Source organism: Grimontia celer (genome assembly GCF_900055185.1).
In the GTDB taxonomy this organism is placed as follows: domain Bacteria; phylum Pseudomonadota; class Gammaproteobacteria; order Enterobacterales; family Vibrionaceae; genus Enterovibrio; species Enterovibrio celer.
In genome coordinates, this window is the sequence record NZ_FIZX01000001.1 from 1122650 (window position 1) to 1142381 (window position 19732).

The window sequence follows — 19732 nt, forward strand, 5'->3', positions numbered from 1 at the left end:
GATGCTGTACAAGTTCTGAATCACCACAGTGATTTGAACTCCCGTGTATTGTTCTCTTTCCCCTCAAAGTCTATGGTTAATATGACTATTAACATAATTGCAACCTGTTGAGTTTGCTCGATAGGTTCGCGAACGCGAGGCGAGCGCATATGTTCCCCATCATTTTGGGTACAGCCAAGTTCGGTACATACACCAGTCGTGAAGAGAGCTTTTCGGTTCTTGATGGTTATCTGGAAATGGGGGGAAGGCGTCTGGACACCGCAAATAATTACGCTGTCTGGCACCCCGATGGAAAAGGTGGTGAAAGTGAAACGGTGATCGGAGAGTGGCTAAAATCCAAAAACCGTAATGATGTTGAAATCATGACAAAAATCGGTGCCCAGTCGGTGGACGGTTTCACTTATGATAAGCTGGATGGACTCTCGCCAAGCAATATTATGCAATCAATCGATGATTGCTTATCTCGCCTTCAAACTGACTACATTGATGTTCTCTACGCCCACGTTGATGATGAAAACACGCCGCTGATTGAAACCTGGAAAACGATGTCATCGCTTGTCGAACAGGGGACAGTCAAGGCGCTTGGCATTTCGAACTTTAAAGAGCCCCGAGTGTTGGAACTGCTCGACGTGATTAATCAAAACAGCCTTGAGCCATTCAAATACGTTCAGTATCGCTATACCTTGTTGTCTCCCAACATCGACGCCAAGTTTAGCCCGCAGATAGTGATGAATGAACACTTGTTCGGTGTGTTGAAGCACCTCGAATGTAAACCCGAAATCATTGGATACAGCCCTTTACTTGACGGCTGCTACGAGGTTTCTCCCGACGAACTGCCCAATGAATATGATAACTTGCTTAACGCTATCATGGTTGAAGAGCTACAAATGCAGGCAGAGGAGAGCGAAACGACAACCTCAGCTTTAGTGTTAAAAACCATTTCAGATTATGGCGTCACGCCCGTGACAGCCGCGTCCTCCATTGAACGCCTAAAAGATAACCTCAAACTTTTGATTTGAACCAAATCGCAATATGTCTTCACTATCCAGTCTGTGCTAATGTGTTGGAAGTGTTAAGTTTTGGGATTGAAACAGATGATGAAAAAGTTACTTGTGGCTTCTGGCGTTTTTCTGCTCGCAGCTTGTTCGTCTGCACCGGATCCTATGGACGAACGTATCGATGCGGCTATCAAGCTTTGTCAAAGCGACAGTGCCAAAGCCTATTCCCATACGGTTGATGGACTTCGTGTGATGTGTGATAGCGGTAGTTCATACATTATCCGTGGTGACATTTCTCTGGAACAAATATTCGAGATGGACAGGGTATATTGCTCTAGCATGGGCATCCGCGACTTCATCTCAAGTAAGAGCGGCGAAATTAAGCTCGCCTGCAATGATGGCTCTAACTACGTTTTATAAAGGCAGATGACAATGAAAAAAGTACTGATTTCTCTCACCGCAGCGGCTTTGATGGCGGGTTGCTCTTCAATTGAAACGGCGGAGTCAATGCCAAACCCAGATCAGCGTGTGGTTGATAGCCGTTTGAACATTTCTTCTGACTTGAACGCGACATATTGTGAAGGTAAAGGCTTTGAGAAGTACATGGAGCGTGAAAAGTACTACACGTTTACCTGTAAAGACGGTGCCTTCTTCAATATTGCGAAGTAAAAAGCCAATTTTGGGTAAGGTTTTGTGAAGCGCAGGGGTATCCCGGCGCTTTTTTGTTGAAATGAATAAAAATCTCCATTTTTTCCATTAATATTAGGAATTTATCACTTTTATTTTTTGTCTTTTTGATGGGTTTTTTGGGGCTTCTGAAACAGGTAAATACCTTTTTATCTCTACTTTTTCACTACTTTGGTGAGGCGCAATAAAAAGTTCCCTCCAAAATTCCTCCAAAACGATAGTGATGATCCGGTGGTATTGTCCCTTCATCCCTAGAAACGGGTTTTGGGTAACAACGTCTCAGTTTCGAAGGTGCTTTGACATAGACATATTCACTTCCACGTTCATCATGGTACTTGTCCGTCATTTTCCGGCTTTTATGCCCCCAGCAATACCTGCGTGTCATAACCGATGGCTACGGGAAATACATTCCATGTATCACCAAATTCATCCGGCAAAGGTATTGGCTTACGCCGTTCCCCCGGAGCGCCAAAACCACTGATGGATTGCTTTATGACGACGATATCAGCGTGTGCTCAGGGAGAAGACTTGTCATTCGATCTCCCCGCTGCGGTAACACTGAGGCAGGTCATGTGTGGAGCGAGGGTGTACGTGCCCCAGACGCCAAACCCGATTATCCCCTGGTACTGGGGCGCGAAACCGGCCCGATATTCTCGCGAGGGAGTACGGGATATCCTGGCGGCATGTGATGAATATTGTGAGGGTCTAATTTTCTTTACAGAGTGTTTGGCAGATTAGTCTTTAAGAGATAGGGTATTAATATGATGATTAATGCTTAAAGGAGTAAGCCTGTGAATATGCCACCAAATATCCCATCAGCCGAAAAACCAAGTTCTTTCTGGAACAAAGTCCCAACGATTGTGGGTTGGCTGTGCATTGTCAGCTCGGTTTTAGCGTCAGGCATGCTTTTTCTACTTCCGGTGGCCGTGGACAGACTTGAGGCGCCACAAGGTGTACTGGGCATTGACATCATCATTCATGCGGTCAACCTAGTGAAGGTTGTATTGGGAGTTTTCCTAATCAAAAAACAGCTTTGGGCTGCTGCAGCACTGTTCTTTCTTCATGCCGTCGATGTGGGTTATTCGTACTATTCAACTGGGACAGCTGGCAGTTTTGGATTAACGTTCCTCGCAATTTATTTCTTGGCAGCAAGGTGTGTTTATGACTATCACATGTCCCCTCAGTTAACTGCTAAATAGCGCTCAGAAACTGTAGCATTTCACCTGAATACATTGAACAATGCCGTGCCACAGGGAAAATACATCTAGGACCCGTTGCCATCCAATCAGTCGACGTCAGTTTCACGAACTCTCGCACTTGCCCATAAGGCTGCCCCGCGCAGCCTTTTGCGCAACATCTCTTGTTCGCTTGCGCTGATTCTTTGGCAGGGAAATGTCTATCACCACTACATGATTTTGTTGAGGAGGGGTTTTTGTGAACTACCTAGCTTATTGAATTCCAAATTGCTCGCATTATATTTCACACATGGTTTATGACATTGATAAGCGCACTTTTACCATTGAGTTGGTAGACAATGTGGAAGACTTCAATCCTCATACTAGGCTCGTATGCGAATCTGCTCGTACTTACAAGGAGAATATCGAGGATGAAGACTACGATGACGATCTTATCGATGGACTCATCGATTTTAATTGGAGTGAAGAGATGAAATCTGTATATGTTTTAACTGAACAGAAAGAGATTTTGCTTGAAGTTGAAAGGCAACCATATACTAAGAATGTTTCGCATGAATCTCTCTGAGAATTCTCAGCCATGAAATATAAAAACATAAAGTCGGCAATACACAACTTTGGCTATAGCTATCTGAGCTATGAAAACTATGTAGATGGAGACTTTGTTTTTAGGGAGCTGAAGGCCATTCATGCGAAAGGATATGATATCTCAATTGACTGGCTCTCAAGAACATTTGAACCTCGTCAGTTTTATAGCACTAGGATTGAGAAGTCTATAGGCTACTGGACTGATTCACTCAGGCAGCATCTTTTAAATCAGAATGTCAGCATAGAGTCTCTAACAGATCTGCATCTTAAATGGCCAGCCAAGCAAGGCCCATTTATCCACGCGCTTGATGACCGTAATGTTGAACACAAGAAAGAGATTAAATATCCAAGTTAACTCATACGCTGCGTAGGTTACTTCAGGACACATCACACTCCACACAGATAATCTCAAGTTATTGTTTCTATTCCTTGTGTTCAGTTGAGCGCTTCACACGTTCTTGTGTTTACAATGTAGCTGTTGATATCGAAACCAGTACCGTTGAGATAGAGTTCGGTTGGTACCTTGATAAGACTGAAGGTTTCAGACTCATAGGTTTGCTATCAATAACATATCTACCTGACTTCACAGATGAGCCGCCATGGGCTTGCCTTGACTTTAGTATTGAACTTATCAACTCGATGGATGAACTCGACCAAAGTGAAGTACTCTGGGAAAAGGGGGCAAATGCGTTAAAAGACCTCAGTTTTCCTTTATACCGTCTCCATGCAGGCTCTGCTGACTTTGTACTTTTTGCGGTTTGCCAAGAAATAGAACTGTCTCGGGATAGCTAATATTGTTATCTCTCCAGTCTTAGGATGCCCAACGCGGCCTGCCTACTACTAACAAACGCAAGGGAATGCAGATGAAAATTAAATCTTGGCTAGGCGTTCTGTTTTTAGCATGTATTTCGTCGGAGACGAGAGCAGAAGAGAGGGATGTTTATCGGGAGTATGTGGATAGAAGTATTGATCGCAGTATACCGCTGGCGGTAGAGAGCTGGGAAAAGAAACTCTTTGCCGAACAACCTGAAAAGAAGTTTTTACCTGTGATAGAAAATTTTATCGAAAGTGTTTACTCAGACTCTTTTCGTGAAAGAACTGCAACGACATATCGGAGGGTATTCAGCAAATCGGAGATGAAAATACTGGCTGATAACCTCCTGACTGAAACCTGTGCGTCGCTTTTTAACCGTGATTTTATTGAACGTATGGAAAGTGGCGCCAAAATGTCCAACGAAGACAAAGTATCTGCTGATAGGTGTTTCGATGGTCTAGAGGGCATTGATAATGTTGAAGAAAAGCTAAACAAGCTTGCGGTGGTGAATGGCGAATTATATGAAGCGTCTTTTACCGTTCACTTAGAAGAGTTTCTAGAGAAGCTCAAACAGCAAAAATTGATCTTCGATACGGCAGAAACAGTAAAAAAGACGTTGCCCAGAACGTTAGAGGATGGCTTTGATTGGGTCGATATTGTTGGAGAACATATGGTGTTGGAATTCCGATATTCGGTGAATGACTTCTTCGAAGAAGATGAAATCTATGAACTGGATACTGAAAGCATGTTTAAAGTTGCATGCGAACAATTCAAAGACCGATTTCAAGGCTATGTGTCCGTGCGCTATGCTGTGTTCGATTTGCATGACAGACTCGTCGGAGAAGCTACTGTTACCATCAGCGACTGTCATTGATATCTGATTGTTGCCTCAAATCTATTCGCTTGGAGGCGTAGGTGAATACAATGGCTCGAGTTAGTTTCAATTTTTCTGGTGAACCTATCATCGGTGATTAGTGAAAGAGATAAGGATGTCTATCGACGGTTTGTGGATGGTGATTACGATAAGATAATTCCAATACTACTTACTGACTCTAGCAATGAAATACTGAAAAACGGCGGAACTGGCGCTTCTTAGTTTTCGTATGGAATAGAAAATATATAGAGGGATCTATTATGCAAAAAGTGATTGTTTCGATACTTGCAGTCTTGATAGTGGGTTGCGCTTCTTCTCCAAAAGAGAGTGATTCCCAAATCGAAGCGAGAATTGTTGGTGAATGGGACTGTCACTCAGTTGCTCCCAGCGAAAACTACGTTAAATCTATTCAATCCAACTACCGTGAAAACAAGACTGCTTCCATTGTGATGAAATTGGATTTCCCCGCTCCAACTAATGAGCGGTTGCTTTCATATACCATTGAATCTGATTCAAGTTGGCGTGTCGGTAAAGGTAGACTTTATGAGTCCGACCAAGAGTTCTACATCGCTGCCAATAATGCTTTCTCGCTTGAGCACCTAGAGAGATTTAAAAAGGGGTTTAAATGGATCGGGACCGCAAAATGGCAACTATCATGGAAGTCCGATAACAACTTCATCAAGCGTGAAAATGACACTTCAATCGAGTGCTTAAGAAAGAGCAGTGAATAACGTGTTTTCAAACCCGCCACTTAGGCTCTCTCGGCACCACTTCAACACCGGTTTGATACCTTCCTGCAATGGCGTTTAGAGTGAGTTCCAGTGCATGTTCACTGATCAATTCAAACTGCTGAGGCAGTGATTGCACCTTCATTGGAATGAAGTCCAGCATGCGATTGTCACCAAACGTGGCAAACTTCACTTGCTCGCCAATCTCTGGTTCTTCCAAAATGGCATCAAGGACACCTTCAAACAACGCGTATGATGTCGTGAGTATGGCCTCGGGCATCATGCCGGCGTGATACCATTGCAGAATAAGCCGCTTGGCTTCTTTCTGGCTGAAATGGTCACCGTACGCAATTTGCGTACCTGCGGTCGCTTTTCTGGCAGCAGACAAAAATCCCTGCTCCCGCTCTTTTGATATACCCAATTCGGGTACCGCGCCAATCAGTCCGATGGTATTTGCGCCCATTTCAGCTAACTGAGTAGTCAATGAAAATGCGCCTTCCAGGTCTTCACTTATCACACAGGCGAAGTGTTCATCATCTAATGCACGGTCGATGGCGATCACTGGTGTACCGGAAGCTTGAATGGCAGGGTAGAAGTCATTCTCTGCAGGCAGTGAAGAGGCAACTATCAGCGCGTCAATCTTGCGTGCGACTAACATATTGACGACCTGCTTCTCTGTCTCAGGATTGTCGTCAGAACAACTAATGATCAATTGATAACCAGCCTGACGTGCATCCCGTTCCAATAACTTAGCGATTTTTGCGTAACTGCTGTTTTCCAAATCGGGGATCAGAAGGCCAAACGATCGCGTTGTACCTGCGCGAAGGGCGCTGGCTGCATGGTCTGGACGGTAGTTATACTTCTCGACAACTTCCATCACTTTCTGCTGGGTGCGCTCACTGATACGGTATTTAGCTGACTTGCCGTTAATTACGTAGCTCGCCGTTGTGCGTGAAACCCCAGCTAAGCGGGCTATCTCGTCCAGTTTCATTGAAATCTTTCCCCTTAAACCGAATCCGATTTGCTCATCAGATTGGGAACACTCTGTGCGCGTGATCATAAAAAGCGCAAAGGATCTTATCGATTCTTTGCATTATACGCTGAATGGATTCAGCATTGATAGCTGAAAGGTTTCAGCAAAGATAAAAACTGTGCGTGAAGCCTGTTTTTTGATTTAAATGCTGAAACGATTCAGTAAAGTTAAAGAGTACGCTTGAAGGTGCTTTACTGACTATGAATATTACGGCTTGGCTGCAGCAATGAATGTGTGGCGGGGCAAATGAAAAGTGGGCTCAGCCCACTGAAATCTGAGGTAAGAATGATGCTTGAACTCACGCAAAACGACGTGCAACTCGGCAAGAGCGCTGCAACAAAAGAAGAAGCGATACAACAGATTGCTAATGATTTGGTCGCTAACGGGCTTGTAGTTGAAGGGTATGGTTCAGGCATGCTTGCACGAGAAAACCAGAATTCAACGTATCTGGGGAATGGTATTGCGATTCCCCATGGCACCACTGACACCCGCGATTTGGTGAAGCAAACTGGCGTGCAAATTCATCACTTTGCTAACGGTGTGGACTGGGGAGACGGAAACACGGTTTACCTTGCAATTGGCATCGCGGCGAAATCTGATGAACACCTCGGCATATTGAAGCAACTCACCCATGTTCTTTCTGCTGACTCTGTGGAAGAAGCATTAAAGGCCGCGACCAGCGCAGAGCAGGTCCTTGCTGTGTTAACCGGTGCAAACCAGAAAGGTCTGCTTTTCGATGAAAGCACGATCACCCTGGGTTTTCCTTCAACAGATCTAGTTTCCATGAGTGCGGTATGTGCGGGCAAATTGAAAGCGGCGGATGCCGTTGGTCCGGGATTTGTCTCTTCACTTGTTGGTCAGTCACCGGTGTGTCTGGGGCAGGGATTGTGGCTGAATACTTCATCGGAGTCGGTAAATCAAACAGCAATAGCTTTTCTGTCTGTAGACCAAGTTTTCGAAGTCGATGGTCAAGCCGTGAAAGGGTTAATTGTTGTTGCGGCTAACAGCGCAGAGCACACCGACATCATGAACAACATCAGTGAGTTGGCGTTTGATGGAAAAATCGCAGAGGTATTTGCTTCTTCCCCAGAAGCTGTTGTTAAGGCTTTTTCCGAGGTCCGACAGGGCGGTCTAAGCCAAATCTTCAAAATTAAAAACGCCCATGGTCTTCATGCCCGACCTGGCGCCATGCTGGTAAGTGTTGCCAAGAAGTTCGACTCACAAATCTGGGTATCAAACCTGAATGGTGATGGTAAGCAAGTGAATGCCAAGAGCTTGATGAAGGTGATTGCGTTGGGTGTTAAGCAAGGCCATGAACTGGAATTTACCGCCGAAGGTGCTGATGCCCAAGTCGCCATTGATGCCATCGGTCAAGCCATTGAAGCTGGTCTGGGTGAGGGTTAAATCATGACGAATTTTCGTGTAGTCACAGTCACGCTCAATCCTGCGCTCGATATGACGGGCGGTATGACAGAGCTCAAAGCAGGTACCGTCAACCTTATTCAGTCTTCCAACCTGAATCCGGGCGGTAAGGGGATTAACGTTGCGAAGGTGCTCGCTGAATTGGGTGCAGAAGTGACGGTAACCGGCTTTTTGGGTGATGAAAATCAGGATCCGTTCGCACACCTTTTCGAGCAAAAAGGCATTCATGATGCCTTCATTCGTGTAGTAGGCGCATCGCGCATTAACGTCAAACTGGTGGAAGAATCAGGTCGTGTCACAGACCTGAATTTCCCGGGTGTTGCAGTATCTGAAGAGGATGTTCAACAGCTTGAAAGAAGCCTCAAGACATTGGCAGAGACGCACGATGTATTCGTAATTGCCGGAAGCTTACCATCAGGTATATCACCAGAAAAACTCGCATCTTGGATTTCCACGCTTCGGGAGCAAGGTAAAAAAGTTTTTTTTGACAGCAGTAACGCGGCACTGGCTGCCGGTTTGAAAGCCGCTCCTTGGTTGGTTAAGCCTAACGACGAAGAGCTCTCCCAATGGGCGGGTGAGCATCTTTCCAATGAATCTGAACTCCTCGAGGCGGGTAAAACCCTGAGTCAGACGGGTATCGATAATGTAGTGATTTCCCGCGGCTCAGAAGGTGTGTTGTGGCTGAAAGATGGCGTTTGGTTTGCCAGCCAGCCACCAAAAATAAAAGTGGTTAGCACAGTTGGGGCCGGCGATACGTTGGTTGCTGGCATGTGTTGGGCAGAACTGAATCAGTGGGATCGCGAAACCTCTCTGAGATTCGCTACCGCACTTTCTGCCCTGGCAGTCACCCAGGTCAATGTGGGTGTTGAAGATATTGCTCAATTAGAAGCGCTTCAGCATCAAGTCAACGTGAAGCAAATTAAAGATAGATAAAGGAACAGGGGTAGAGAGATGAAAGCAGTTATCGTGACATCGTGCCCAAGTGGTATTGCGAATACTATTATCGCCGCGGGGATGCTTGAAAAAGCAGTCGCAGCACTCCAATGGCAAGCGGTTATTGAATGCCAAAGCATAGTAAAACCATCGAAACCCGCCTCAGCATCTGACATCGAGTCAGCGGACCTCATTCTCACTGTCGGGCCAGTCGCTGATATGGAGCGATTCAATGGCAAAACTGTCTATCAGGCCTCTTTGGAAGCTTGCTACGCCGACGTTAAACAATTGCTGGTTGATGCGACCTCAAAAGCTAAGACCTTCAACTATGTTTCCTCTTCTGAAGTTATTGAACCGTCGGCCCAAAAACGAATTGTCGGTATTACGGCTTGTCCAACTGGCGTAGCCCACACATTTATGGCGGCTGAAGCTGTTGAAGAAGAAGCCAAGGCCCAGGGCATGTGGGTAAAAATTGAAACCCGTGGTTCTGTTGGGGCGAAAAACCAACTGACTGATGAAGAGGTTGCTGCGGCTGACTTGGTCTTTATTGGTGCGGATATTGAAGTCGACATGGCTCGTTTTGATGGCAAGCGCGTATATCGAACCAGTACCGGAGCTGCACTTAAGAAAACCAAGCAAGAGTTAGCCAATGCGTTTGAGCAAGCTGAGGTTTACAAACATGGCGTTGCAAAAGCGGATAACAGTGGGAAGAAAGAGCGTACCGGTGCATATAAACACTTGATGACGGGTGTTTCACACATGTTGCCATTGGTTGTTGCTGGTGGTCTGTGTATCGCTTTGTCTTTCGTCTTTGGAATTGAAGCGTTCAAGGAAGAGGGCACATTAGCGGCTGCACTCATGGAAATAGGTGGCGCGAGCGCGTTTGCGTTGATGGTACCAGTGTTGGCTGGCTTTATCGCATTTTCGATCGCTGACCGTCCGGGTCTTGCTCCTGGCCTTATTGGCGGTATGCTGGCAAGTTCTACTGGTGCTGGCTTCCTGGGCGGTATCGTTGCAGGTTTCCTGGCAGGTTATTCCGCAAAACTGATCGCTGATAAAGTCCAACTGCCGGACTCAATGGCAGCGCTTAAGCCAATCCTAATCATTCCACTACTGGCGAGCTTGGTGACGGGTCTAGTCATGATTTTCGTAGTAGGTGGTCCTGTCGCAGGGGTGATGAATAGTCTGACCGAGTTCCTGAACAGCATGGGTTCGACCAATGCTGTTCTACTGGGTGTCATCCTTGGTGCCATGATGTGCTTTGACTTGGGTGGCCCTGTCAACAAAGCTGCTTATACATTTGGTGTTGGCTTATTGGCGTCGCAAACTTACACACCAATGGCAGCAGTGATGGCTGCGGGTATGGTTCCGGCAATGGGTATGGGCCTGGCAACCTTGTTAGCACGCAGCAAGTTTAACCCTCAGGAACGTGAAGCGGGCAAGGCGTCGTTTGTGCTTGGACTGTGTTTTATCTCTGAGGGTGCGATTCCTTTCGCAGCTCGTGACCCAATGCGTGTCATTCCCGCCTGTATGGTGGGCGGTGCATTGACTGGTGCGTTTTCTATGTTGATTGGCGCGAAACTGATGGCTCCGCACGGTGGTATCTTTGTTCTGTTTATTCCAAATGCTATCACGCCAGTGCTGCTTTACCTCGGCGCAATTGCGGCAGGTACCTTGGTGACAGGGTTTATGTATGCGGCATTGAAGCAAAGCGAGGAATCGCAAGCTGTTGCTCAGCACGCATAGATGAAGTCTATGCAAGAGAAGAGAAAGCCGACCTAGGGTCGGCTTTTTGCGTTCAGTAGGGGCTAGCGGGTGCGCGTAAATTCAGGTCGTTCTGACCCATCATAAAGGTCACATGAAGCTCGACTAATTGTTCGCTCTCCCTTTGCCACGCTGCGTCTTTCTGTTGTTGGCAGAATTCCATCATGGCCACAATCAACATATCAAGCTTCTTAAGACTCCAACGCTTAATGTCAGGTTCCATGTCAGATCGCGAAGCCAACGCCTGAAGTTTTGCATAGCAAAACTGCAAATAGCTAAATGCTTCCTCAGTCTTACCCTCAAACTGATAGTGACGCTGCAGCTTAGTGCAGCCATCAACAAAATAAGCAATCGCGTCACTGCGTTTTAGGTCAATCGGCGGGTCAAATATCATAGCGGGGGTTTGCGAGACGATGGCAGCGAGTGATTCAACATTTCGGTGTTCAGTGTCTTCGTACCAATTTTGAATTTTCTTCATCCACGATTCGACGACGTCCACAGTATTCTCCCTGGCTATTTATTGTTTTTATGGCGGCATTGTGCCGCCATTGGGACTTAGGAAGGGGGGTTAGATGCCAAGATCATCCATTAAAGAATCAGCTTCTGCGGCTTTTTTTGAACGGCCCTTTTTCTTATCTTTACCTTCTAAGCTTTTGGCCACTTCTTCTTCCAGAATCTCATCTGGATTGATTTCCTCACCTTCTTCAAACTCTTCTAATTGAATGAACTCGGTGCGTTCCATGGAAAGCTCAAGATAGAAAATATTGTTGCCTTCAGTACTAAAACTAACGCGACGCGCTTGAGGACGATCAATATTGCTGTCCACTGTCACGTTAATATTCTTGTTGATTGCCATCATCTTCGGTTGGTTTTGCGTGATGTTGGTTTGTAGCGAGCGTTTAACTTTGCCAGTGAAATCTCCAACAATCTGGTTCATTAACTCGCCGAGTACATCTGCTACTTCATCTGAAGTATGAAGGGTTGCAAGCTCTTCTTTTGGAATCCCCATGTGGGACATGTATTTTTGATAGACTTCGAGCGCAGCTTTGGCTTCAAAATTAATGACCACCAACCCTGAAAAACCACCATCAAAAAGGACAAAACACCCAAAGTCGGGTTTCAAACTTGTTTTGGTGATTTTCTGAACCATCGCAGAATGATGGACTTGTGAGTCTGTGGCTTTGGAAAGTACCGCGGTAACTGACTGACAAAGTTTTAGCAGAATGTCTTCAGTAGTGATGATTTTTGTTTTTCTCATGACTGGCTCACTCGTTCTGATGTTGATTGAATCTTTACAAGTGTGGCACTAAATCCGGCATTCTGCTGAAATCTCTCTCGGTATTAGTTTTCTGCCGCGCGCTCTCCAAGTGATTGTAATAAATCAGCATGCTTACTGTGCACAGCGAGCAGGGTGGCATTCAAAACTGGTCTGAGGTCGTCTATCAATCCACCCGTATCTTGATTTTCAGCAGCCGCTGATTTTTCTATTTGCATACAAAGGTCTGAAAGCTCAATCGCGCCTATGCTTCGGGAGGAGGTTTTCAGTTTGTGGGAGAGCATTTTTACTTCAGTGAAATCATAGGGCGCCTGGAAGTCTGCCAAGGTGTTCAACTCTGGCTCGCAGTGTTTGATGAACTCTCCGAGCACTTCCGCATAGGTCTCCGTATCACCCCAGAAGAGCTTCTTTAGTACCTCGGGGTCCAATTCGATTATTGTGTGAGGAAGGATCGCTGGTACCTCCAGCTTTGTTGATGTTTCAACGCTGGACGCACTGTTTATAGCCGTTAGTGGCTCTTCTTTAGGTTCTTCGAAAGGCTTGCTTTGCGCACACCATTTTGCGAGTACCTTTTGGATAACGTCGATTTCTACCGGTTTGGCGATAAAGTCATTCATGCCGGTGTCAATGCAGCGCTCTGCTTCCCCGACCAAAGCATTGGCAGTAAGCGCAACAATAGGGACAAATTCAGCACGTTCTTTTTGGATCTCACGAATCGCTTTTGTGAGCTCATAGCCATCCATGTTAGGCATATGACAATCGGTTAGGACCAAAGTGAAGGCTTGGTTTCTGTATGCCCTCAGTGCTTCTTGACCATCTGCAGTCATCACCACGTGATAGCCAAGGTAGGTAAGCTGCTTTTCGATAACCGTTTGGTTTGTCACGTTGTCTTCAGCGACTAGAATGGTTCCCTGCATTTCCTCAGCGCGCTCGATAAAGGCTTCTTTGCCACGCGTGTCGATTACAGGGTAATCAGGGCTTTCAAGACCTACACAGATTCGCAAACCGCTCAGTAAACTGGCGAGCTTTAGCGGAGATGAAAAAATGGCAAACACATCGATACCACCATAACGGCGAACCGGCAGATTCATATCCAACTCCAGATAGCGAATATCTACCTTGGGAGGTACGAAGGCTGGCATCAATTGCTTCGTTTTGAGGTAATCGCGGCAAAGTACCACGTATTTAACATCTTCTCGCTCGAATTTCTGTAAGTGCAGCATTTCGATTGTGATGCTCTGAACAGCAATATTCATCGAGTGCAGATAATTATCGATACTGACTTTCAGCGCGCCATTTTCTAGGGAGTTAATGCAGATAACATTGTTGAGTGATGCAGCAGACTCTCTCAACAGTTCAATATTGCATTCATCCGGTGCCGTAATTTCCTGAGAATAGGGAAGGGTGAAGCTCACCATAAATGTAGAGCCGATACCCTCTTCACTGGTAGCTGAAATAGCGCCTCCCATTAGGGAAGCAATATTGCGGCTAATTGCAAGACCGAGACCGGAACCACCGTAGCGACGAGTCGTGGAGTACTCTGCCTGTGTGAACGGTTGGAAAATGGCTTCTAGCTTATCTTTGCTGATGCCTATCCCGTTGTCGCGAATTTCGATAAAGACTCTAGCAGCCCCTTCAAGCGTTGATTCCGATTTTATCCAGACTTGCACTTCACCTCGATGAGGCTGTCCGCCAGAGAACTTGATGCCATTACCAATGATATTGAACAGAATTTGCTTGATGCGAGTTGGGTCACCAATTAAAGAAGTGGGTACTTCCGGAGAAACAAATAGGGTGAGGGATACATTTTTTTCTGCCGCTTCCGTGGCGAGATTATCCATTACTTGTTCTGCGATATGTCTAAGAGAAATAGTGACATTATCGATGCGCATTTTACCGGCCTCTATGCGGGAAAAGTCGAGTATGTCATTAATAATAGACAGCAATGAGAGCGCTGATTCCCTAACTGTGTTGGCGACACTCATTTGAGACGTATCGAGTTTTGAACGCAACAGGATATCAATCATACCGATCACGCCATTCATCGGTGTACGGATTTCATGGCTCATCGCAGCAAGGAATTGTGCTTTGGCTTTTGATGCGGTCTCAGCCAACTCTTTTTGGTATAGAAGCTGCTCTCGTGCCTGATTACGCGAGATGATGTGGTCGCGGAATGAACTTAACGCATGAGAAATCTGGCCGACCTCGTCAGGACGATCTTTATATAAAATCGGAATTTCAGTATTCCCGTCAGCAAGATTTCGCATGGTGTCTGCTAGTCGTGCAATAGGCTGCGTTACTTTCTTGTAGATGTAGTAAGTCACGAAGATACTGACAACCGTCATGATGGCAAACAAGGCAAAGAACGATAGCTGGTTTGTCTTTAATACGTTCCGAAGGTTTGCCATAGAGTTAGCCGCGCTGAAGCTGGTCTCTCTGGAAAACTCAGTTAAAGATGTCTCCAGTGTTTTGTATTCATTACCATTGATGGCCTTCAATGATGAAATAGCATCCAGCTTTTTAGAAGGGTCGTACTGATTAAACACGCGGGTAATGCGATTGGAAAGGACACCACCCAACCGTTTAATCAAATCCAATTGTTCGATGATGGTATTGTCTGTGGAGTTTTTTCTTAGATAGTTGATGTGATTACGAAAGAAGGCTTCGTTAGCATCAAACCTGTCTTTTTGATTTTCTTCACCACTCAAATAGAAAAACAATGCCGACGTCATGTCATCGACTTCATCGCGGATAAGCCAGATATAGTGCTGTGTGTCTTGCTTTGTTAGCAAATCAGAAGTGTCTTTGCTGCTGTCTAGAAGACTGATAGATTCAAACAGCTCAGGGGCCAAAGTGGCAGAGATAATGCGTTTTTCGTTTAACGCCCAGACTTCTCTCTTCGGGTCGTACTCGTCAATCACATCGTTTTCTATCTTATCGATAAAGTTGTCGTAGACTGATTCAATACTCTTGAGGTGGCTGGTTTCTGTTCCATGAAGTTTTTTCAGTTCGTTTAGCGAAACTTCAAACTGGTTTTTGTTGCGGTAGTAGTTTTCCAAGGCGGTGCTCTCACCCAGCGCATAGCTGAGCATGCTTCGGTTCATTTCGCCGGCGTAACGAAGCATAGATACCGAAAGTAGGGCGCTCGGAATTTCCAGTCGACTGGTATTGTTGGTGTCTGTGCTGGCACTGTCGTGCATGACATATGTAGAAACCGAAAGGAGCATCGCACAGAGTGTCATCATCGCCATGATGAGACCGACTTTACCAACGATACTTTTTGAAAACGGGAACTGATTGGTGCGCTGAATCCGTTCGTCAGACATCTTAAATCCTTTAACTCACATCCGTGCACGACCAGAAATAGGCTTTGTGGCTGTAATCATTTGTATTTTTATTAATGAAGGCTTTGCCACTTGTGCAATAAACCATGAAATCAGCAGTTTAAGTTCGTATTGAGCAGGAAGTTTTAAAGCGCCTGCATTCGTTAAACCGGACTATCATGTTCTTGGGAACTTATAATGTAGACGGCCAAATCGCAATATGGAGACATTAGATTCAATAAAGTGACATGAGACGTAATTATTGGTACCAATTTTGTGCCAAGGGCAATAAAATTGCGGGAAGAGGATATTCACTGGAGGTAAAAAATGGTCGTTGAATCAGATGGATATGCGGCGCTGATTGAGTTCTTTGTCGATAACTTAGGGCAATTTTCCGCTCCGGGTGACAAAGTTGGCTCCGAAACCATCGACGATCTTGTTCATGAATTGGTTGCCAGCCAAATCATGGCGATCTGTGATCAAAACAAAGAGATGCCGCAGGCTCTTCGCTTTGAAATTATGCGTGAAGCAGACAAAATCGTGGCAGATTTGGAAGAGATCCTCAGCTCGGTCTGGCATCAAAAGCCGACTTACACCCAAATCAATATTCTCGAAGAATACATTGGTTTGGTGAAGAATTTGTTCGATGCCGCTGTCTCTGAGTTCGTTTAAGCGCCACGAATCTTAAACCACCTTTCACAAACAGTTGCACCACGCAAAACCGCAATTAAAATGCGCCTGTTCTTTACTGCTTTAATCACAATGCAAGGCGCATTTAATGAAACCTCACGCTCTACACCAGCTTTACCAAAAACGCTTAGCCCAGTCGACCCGTCCTTTTAAAGCACGGGGAGCGAGTGTGGATCGTTGTACGTGTTGTATGGTGGTTAGAAGGCTCTGTATTTGTGAAGAAAAGGTCACACATAGCACCAATGCGGCCTTTTTGTTGGTTATGTATGACGATGAGGTATTAAAGCCAAGCAATACTGGGCGTTTGATCGCTGATACTGTTCAAGATACTTATGCGTATATTTGGTCGCGCACAGAGCCAAATAAAGAAATGTTAGATTTGATCAACGATCCCAAATGGCAGCCTTATGTAGTCTTTCCAGACCAATATGCCGAACAAGGAAGAGTGAGTGAAGAACCCTTGGCTGAAGAGGGGAAACGTCCTCTATTTATCTTGATTGACGGAACCTGGCAGGAAGCGAAAAAGATTTTCAGAAAAAGTCCCTGGCTGGACAACTTTCCCGTACTGAGTGTTAAAGCGGAAACGCTATCAAGATATGGTGTTCGCGAAGCGAATGGTGAAAGCCAATTGGCAACAGCGGAAGTCGCGGCAAAAGTGTTGGCACTAAACGGAGATACATTGGCCAGTGAGAGCTTAGATGCTTGGTTTGATGTATTTCGAGAGCACTATCTCACTGGTAAGAAGCAACGCCAGTTACCCATTCCAGGGGCATTGGATAAATACCGGGAAGTGGTAAAAAGACAAACCGAGAGAAACTAGACTGAAGACCTTGCCAAAATTTGCGATGAGATGCGCAGAAATAGCGGAGATCATTGGGTTGCAGAGGAGGTATTTTGTTTTTAATCACATTCATACCTCGCTGAAACAGGGATAATTTGGGCAATTCAGCGAATTGAAAATTGGAACAATGGAGTAAAGGATGTATTACGGCTTTGACGTAGGCGGCACAAAGATAGAGTTTGGTGCGTTTGACAGTGATTTGAAGCGCCAAGCAACTGAACGTGTTCCTACACCAGGTGATGATTACGAGCAGTTGATTGAGACGCTCGCGGCGCTGGTGGCCAAGTACGACCAACAATTTGGTTGTGAAGGTACAGTAGGCATTGGTATCCCTGGTATTGAGAAAGCAGAAGACGGCACGGTACTGACAGTTAACGTGCCGGCAGCTAAAGGGCGCACGCTACGTACCGATCTTGAAGCAAAAATCGGTCGTGCGGTAGCGCTTAACAATGATGCGAACTGTTTTGCTCTTTCCGAAGCATGGGACGAAGAACTACGGGGTGAAAAAGTCGTTCTGGGTCTGATTCTGGGTACTGGCTTTGGCGGTGGTTTGATCGTCGACGGTAAAGTCGTATCAGGTAAAAACAACGTTGCGGGTGAGCTGGGCCATATGCGTATGCCTATTGACGCGTGGCTACACCTTGGCGAAAACGCACCGATTTTTGATTGCGGTTGTGAAAAGAAAGGTTGTATCGATAACTACCTATCTGGACGCGGCTTCGAAATGCTGTACACGCATTTCTATGGCGAAGAAAAGAAAGCCATTGAAATCATCAATGCATTCAAAGAAGGCGAAGAACAAGCTTCAGAGTTTGTTGAAAGGTACATGGAAATGCTTGCCATGGTATTTGCTGGCCTTTTCACTGGTATTGACCCAGATGTGGTTGTCCTTGGCGGCGGTTTGTCTAACTTTGAATACATTTATGAAGAAATGCCGAAACGCGTGCCTAAATACCTGTTGTCGATAGCAAACGCGCCTAAAATTATAAAGGCGAAACACGGTGATTCCGGTGGTGTGCGAGGTGCCGCATTCCTGAATATTCAACGATAGGTTCGATAGACTCATTTTCTAAGTCTTTGTAATCTTGAGTTAAATCGAGGCACCGCAACAGCGGTGCCTTTTGTTTAAAAAATGCCATCAAACTATGAGAAGGTGGCAGATTAAAACCAACTAGTCATAAGAGTCAGATAGACCATTGTTAAGTTATAAGTTTTCGCGAGCCTTAGTCGCAATATTCGTTTTGCTCTTCTTTTCCGTAGCCACTGTGGTTTGGTTTTTTATCGGTGGCGCTCAATCGAGCTATGTTATTTCGCCCACAGAGTTTCAATTCCGCTACATCGATGACACGCCAATGGGAGGAAATACCAAGGGACGTGTGTATACCAAAGATGATGGCAGTGTGGCGTTAGAGTGTGAGCTTGGATCAGCCTACCGTTGGCCGTTCTGTGAAGTGGCAATTAGTTTAAGCCCAAGTGTTACCCACGGGATAGATTTGGCGAATTATCACTCAATGGTCATAGAAGCAGCATACAAAGCGCCAGCGCCAGACCAACGTCTTCGTGTTTATCTGCGCAACTTCAATGACGCCTATTCGACAACCGAAGATCCGGTTTCCATGAAATTTAATGGCATTGAATACAATCCAACGGAAGAAATGTCTGAGATAGTACTTCCGCTCAATTCGTTTCAGGTGCTGTCATGGTGGATTTCCGATTTAGATATCCCTCTGGAGCATGCTGGGCCTGACATGAGCAATATTTCTCTCATAGAAATCGCCACAGGCAGTGCACCTACCATTGGGCAGCATGAATTGATCATTAAAAATATCAGATTTGAAGGAGTGATGGTCACTGAAGCGGGTTTGTTCCGTTCATTGACTTTTATCTGGCTAGCGACTGCGACAATCTTACTGGCGGTGAAGTACTTGCAGAGCCGTCGGGTTTATGATTTGGAAAGACGCCGTGCAAACAGATTGAAAGCCATCAACACTGCGTTAAAACAGCAAAGTGAAACGCTGTCTATTATGGCGACTACCGATGCGCTAACCGGGCTTCGTAATCGTATGGACATTTATCCCGAGCTAGAAAAGGCGTTGGCGTCCACAGGCGGTAAAAACTGCACTGCGCTTTGTTTGGATATTGACCACTTTAAAAAAATCAATGATACCTATGGTCACGATATGGGTGATCGATTGTTGATTTGTACAGCTGACGTTCTTCGCGACTCCGTGTCCACAAGCGATGTGATTATTCGTTGGGGGGGAGAAGAGTTTGTGATTTTCTGTCCAAACCGCAATCTGGCGCAAGCATCGTTTTTGGCAGAAAAAATCCGTGCGGCCTTCGAAACGACTGACTGGCCTCATGATGCTGAACTGTCATGCAGTGTTGGCGTTTCTTCGATGCGAGAGGGCAGTATTGCAGCGATGATAGCGGATGCTGATGACGCACTTTATCGGGCTAAACAGAATGGCCGTAACCGAGTCGAAGTTTTTGCTGAGTCGTTCATAGCGACTGTGTGATTTAAAGCCTTAACAAAAACAAAGAAGCCGCTGTGTAGCGGCTTCTTTG

General features: G+C 45.7%; 20 protein-coding genes. 16 read left to right on the plus strand and 4 right to left on the minus strand.

Annotated features, from left to right (window positions below):
• The first annotated feature begins 149 nt into the window (after positions 1–149).
• The 9 genes from GCE9029_RS05020 to GCE9029_RS05060 all read left to right on the plus strand — a co-directional run bounded on the left by GCE9029_RS05020 (position 150) and on the right by GCE9029_RS05060 (position 5885).
• Complete coding sequence (locus GCE9029_RS05020; RefSeq protein WP_062661356.1) at positions 150–1019, plus strand: aldo/keto reductase; 870 nt, start codon at positions 150–152, stop codon at positions 1017–1019.
• A gap of 75 nt (positions 1020–1094) precedes the next feature.
• On the plus strand, positions 1095–1418 hold the full coding sequence (locus tag GCE9029_RS05025) for a hypothetical protein (protein ID WP_062661358.1): 324 nt from the start codon (positions 1095–1097) through the stop codon (positions 1416–1418).
• 12 nt (positions 1419–1430) lie between these two features.
• Positions 1431–1667, plus strand: coding sequence for a putative periplasmic lipoprotein (locus GCE9029_RS05030; protein ID WP_002542498.1), 237 nt, complete (start codon positions 1431–1433; stop codon positions 1665–1667).
• Positions 1668–2476: 809 nt separating this feature from the next.
• Positions 2477–2884, plus strand: a complete 408-nt coding sequence (locus GCE9029_RS05040; protein ID WP_157487771.1) for a hypothetical protein — start codon at positions 2477–2479, stop codon at positions 2882–2884.
• A 286-nt stretch (positions 2885–3170) separates the two neighbouring features.
• Complete coding sequence (locus GCE9029_RS26725) at positions 3171–3446, plus strand: hypothetical protein (protein ID WP_062661364.1); 276 nt, start codon at positions 3171–3173, stop codon at positions 3444–3446.
• 12 nt (positions 3447–3458) lie between these two features.
• Positions 3459–3821: a hypothetical protein gene (locus tag GCE9029_RS05050; RefSeq protein ID WP_062661366.1), complete on the plus strand. Its 363-nt coding sequence runs from the start codon at positions 3459–3461 to the stop codon at positions 3819–3821.
• Between the two features lie 74 nt (positions 3822–3895).
• Positions 3896–4258, plus strand: a complete 363-nt coding sequence (locus GCE9029_RS26490) for a hypothetical protein (protein ID WP_197475323.1) — start codon at positions 3896–3898, stop codon at positions 4256–4258.
• Positions 4259–4329: 71 nt separating this feature from the next.
• A complete protein-coding gene (locus GCE9029_RS05055; RefSeq protein ID WP_062661368.1) occupies positions 4330–5154 on the plus strand; it encodes a hypothetical protein in 825 nt (274 codons plus the stop codon).
• A 260-nt stretch (positions 5155–5414) separates the two neighbouring features.
• On the plus strand, positions 5415–5885 hold the full coding sequence (locus GCE9029_RS05060; RefSeq protein WP_062661370.1) for a hypothetical protein: 471 nt from the start codon (positions 5415–5417) through the stop codon (positions 5883–5885).
• A gap of 7 nt (positions 5886–5892) precedes the next feature.
• Here GCE9029_RS05060 and cra read toward each other — a convergent pair whose 3' ends face one another.
• On the minus strand, positions 5893–6873 hold the full coding sequence (cra, locus tag GCE9029_RS05065; protein WP_062661371.1) for a catabolite repressor/activator: 981 nt from the start codon (positions 6871–6873) through the stop codon (positions 5893–5895).
• A gap of 330 nt (positions 6874–7203) precedes the next feature.
• On the opposite strand from cra, the gene fruB reads away from it, so the two are divergent.
• The 3 genes from fruB to fruA are packed head-to-tail and all read left to right on the plus strand — an operon-like array spanning position 7204 to position 11016.
• Positions 7204–8319, plus strand: a complete 1116-nt coding sequence (gene fruB / locus GCE9029_RS05070) for a fused PTS fructose transporter subunit IIA/HPr protein (RefSeq protein WP_062663130.1) — start codon at positions 7204–7206, stop codon at positions 8317–8319.
• Positions 8320–8322: 3 nt separating this feature from the next.
• Entirely contained in the window at positions 8323–9270 is a 948-nt protein-coding gene (gene pfkB / locus GCE9029_RS05075) for a 1-phosphofructokinase (protein ID WP_062661373.1), read from the plus strand.
• 18 nt (positions 9271–9288) lie between these two features.
• Positions 9289–11016 carry a PTS fructose transporter subunit IIBC gene (gene fruA / locus GCE9029_RS05080; protein ID WP_062661375.1) on the plus strand — a complete coding sequence of 576 codons (1728 nt, stop codon included), beginning with the start codon at positions 9289–9291 and terminating at the stop codon, positions 11014–11016.
• A 52-nt stretch (positions 11017–11068) separates the two neighbouring features.
• Here fruA and GCE9029_RS05085 read toward each other — a convergent pair whose 3' ends face one another.
• The 3 genes from GCE9029_RS05085 to GCE9029_RS05095 form a co-directional block, all read right to left on the minus strand.
• The gene (locus GCE9029_RS05085) at positions 11069–11533 is read right to left on the minus strand and encodes a hypothetical protein (RefSeq protein WP_062661377.1); all 465 of its coding nucleotides are present in this window, start codon (positions 11531–11533) and stop codon (positions 11069–11071) included.
• A gap of 69 nt (positions 11534–11602) precedes the next feature.
• Positions 11603–12292, minus strand: a complete 690-nt coding sequence (locus GCE9029_RS05090; RefSeq protein ID WP_062661379.1) for a DUF3334 family protein — start codon at positions 12290–12292, stop codon at positions 11603–11605.
• 83 nt (positions 12293–12375) lie between these two features.
• Positions 12376–15636 carry an ATP-binding protein gene (locus GCE9029_RS05095; RefSeq protein WP_062661381.1) on the minus strand — a complete coding sequence of 1087 codons (3261 nt, stop codon included), beginning with the start codon at positions 15634–15636 and terminating at the stop codon, positions 12376–12378.
• Between the two features lie 324 nt (positions 15637–15960).
• On the opposite strand from GCE9029_RS05095, the gene GCE9029_RS05100 reads away from it, so the two are divergent.
• The 4 genes from GCE9029_RS05100 to GCE9029_RS05115 all read left to right on the plus strand — a co-directional run bounded on the left by GCE9029_RS05100 (position 15961) and on the right by GCE9029_RS05115 (position 19683).
• Positions 15961–16305 carry a DUF3802 family protein gene (locus tag GCE9029_RS05100; protein ID WP_062661382.1) on the plus strand — a complete coding sequence of 115 codons (345 nt, stop codon included), beginning with the start codon at positions 15961–15963 and terminating at the stop codon, positions 16303–16305.
• A gap of 106 nt (positions 16306–16411) precedes the next feature.
• Positions 16412–17143 (plus strand): tRNA-uridine aminocarboxypropyltransferase, encoded by a 732-nt coding sequence (locus GCE9029_RS05105; RefSeq protein WP_062661384.1) that lies wholly within the window; start codon positions 16412–16414, stop codon positions 17141–17143.
• A 160-nt stretch (positions 17144–17303) separates the two neighbouring features.
• Positions 17304–18215 (plus strand): N-acetylglucosamine kinase, encoded by a 912-nt coding sequence (gene nagK, locus GCE9029_RS05110; RefSeq protein ID WP_062661386.1) that lies wholly within the window; start codon positions 17304–17306, stop codon positions 18213–18215.
• Between the two features lie 214 nt (positions 18216–18429).
• Positions 18430–19683, plus strand: coding sequence for a GGDEF domain-containing protein (locus GCE9029_RS05115; RefSeq protein ID WP_231870042.1), 1254 nt, complete (start codon positions 18430–18432; stop codon positions 19681–19683).
• Positions 19684–19732: the final 49 nt, after the last annotated feature.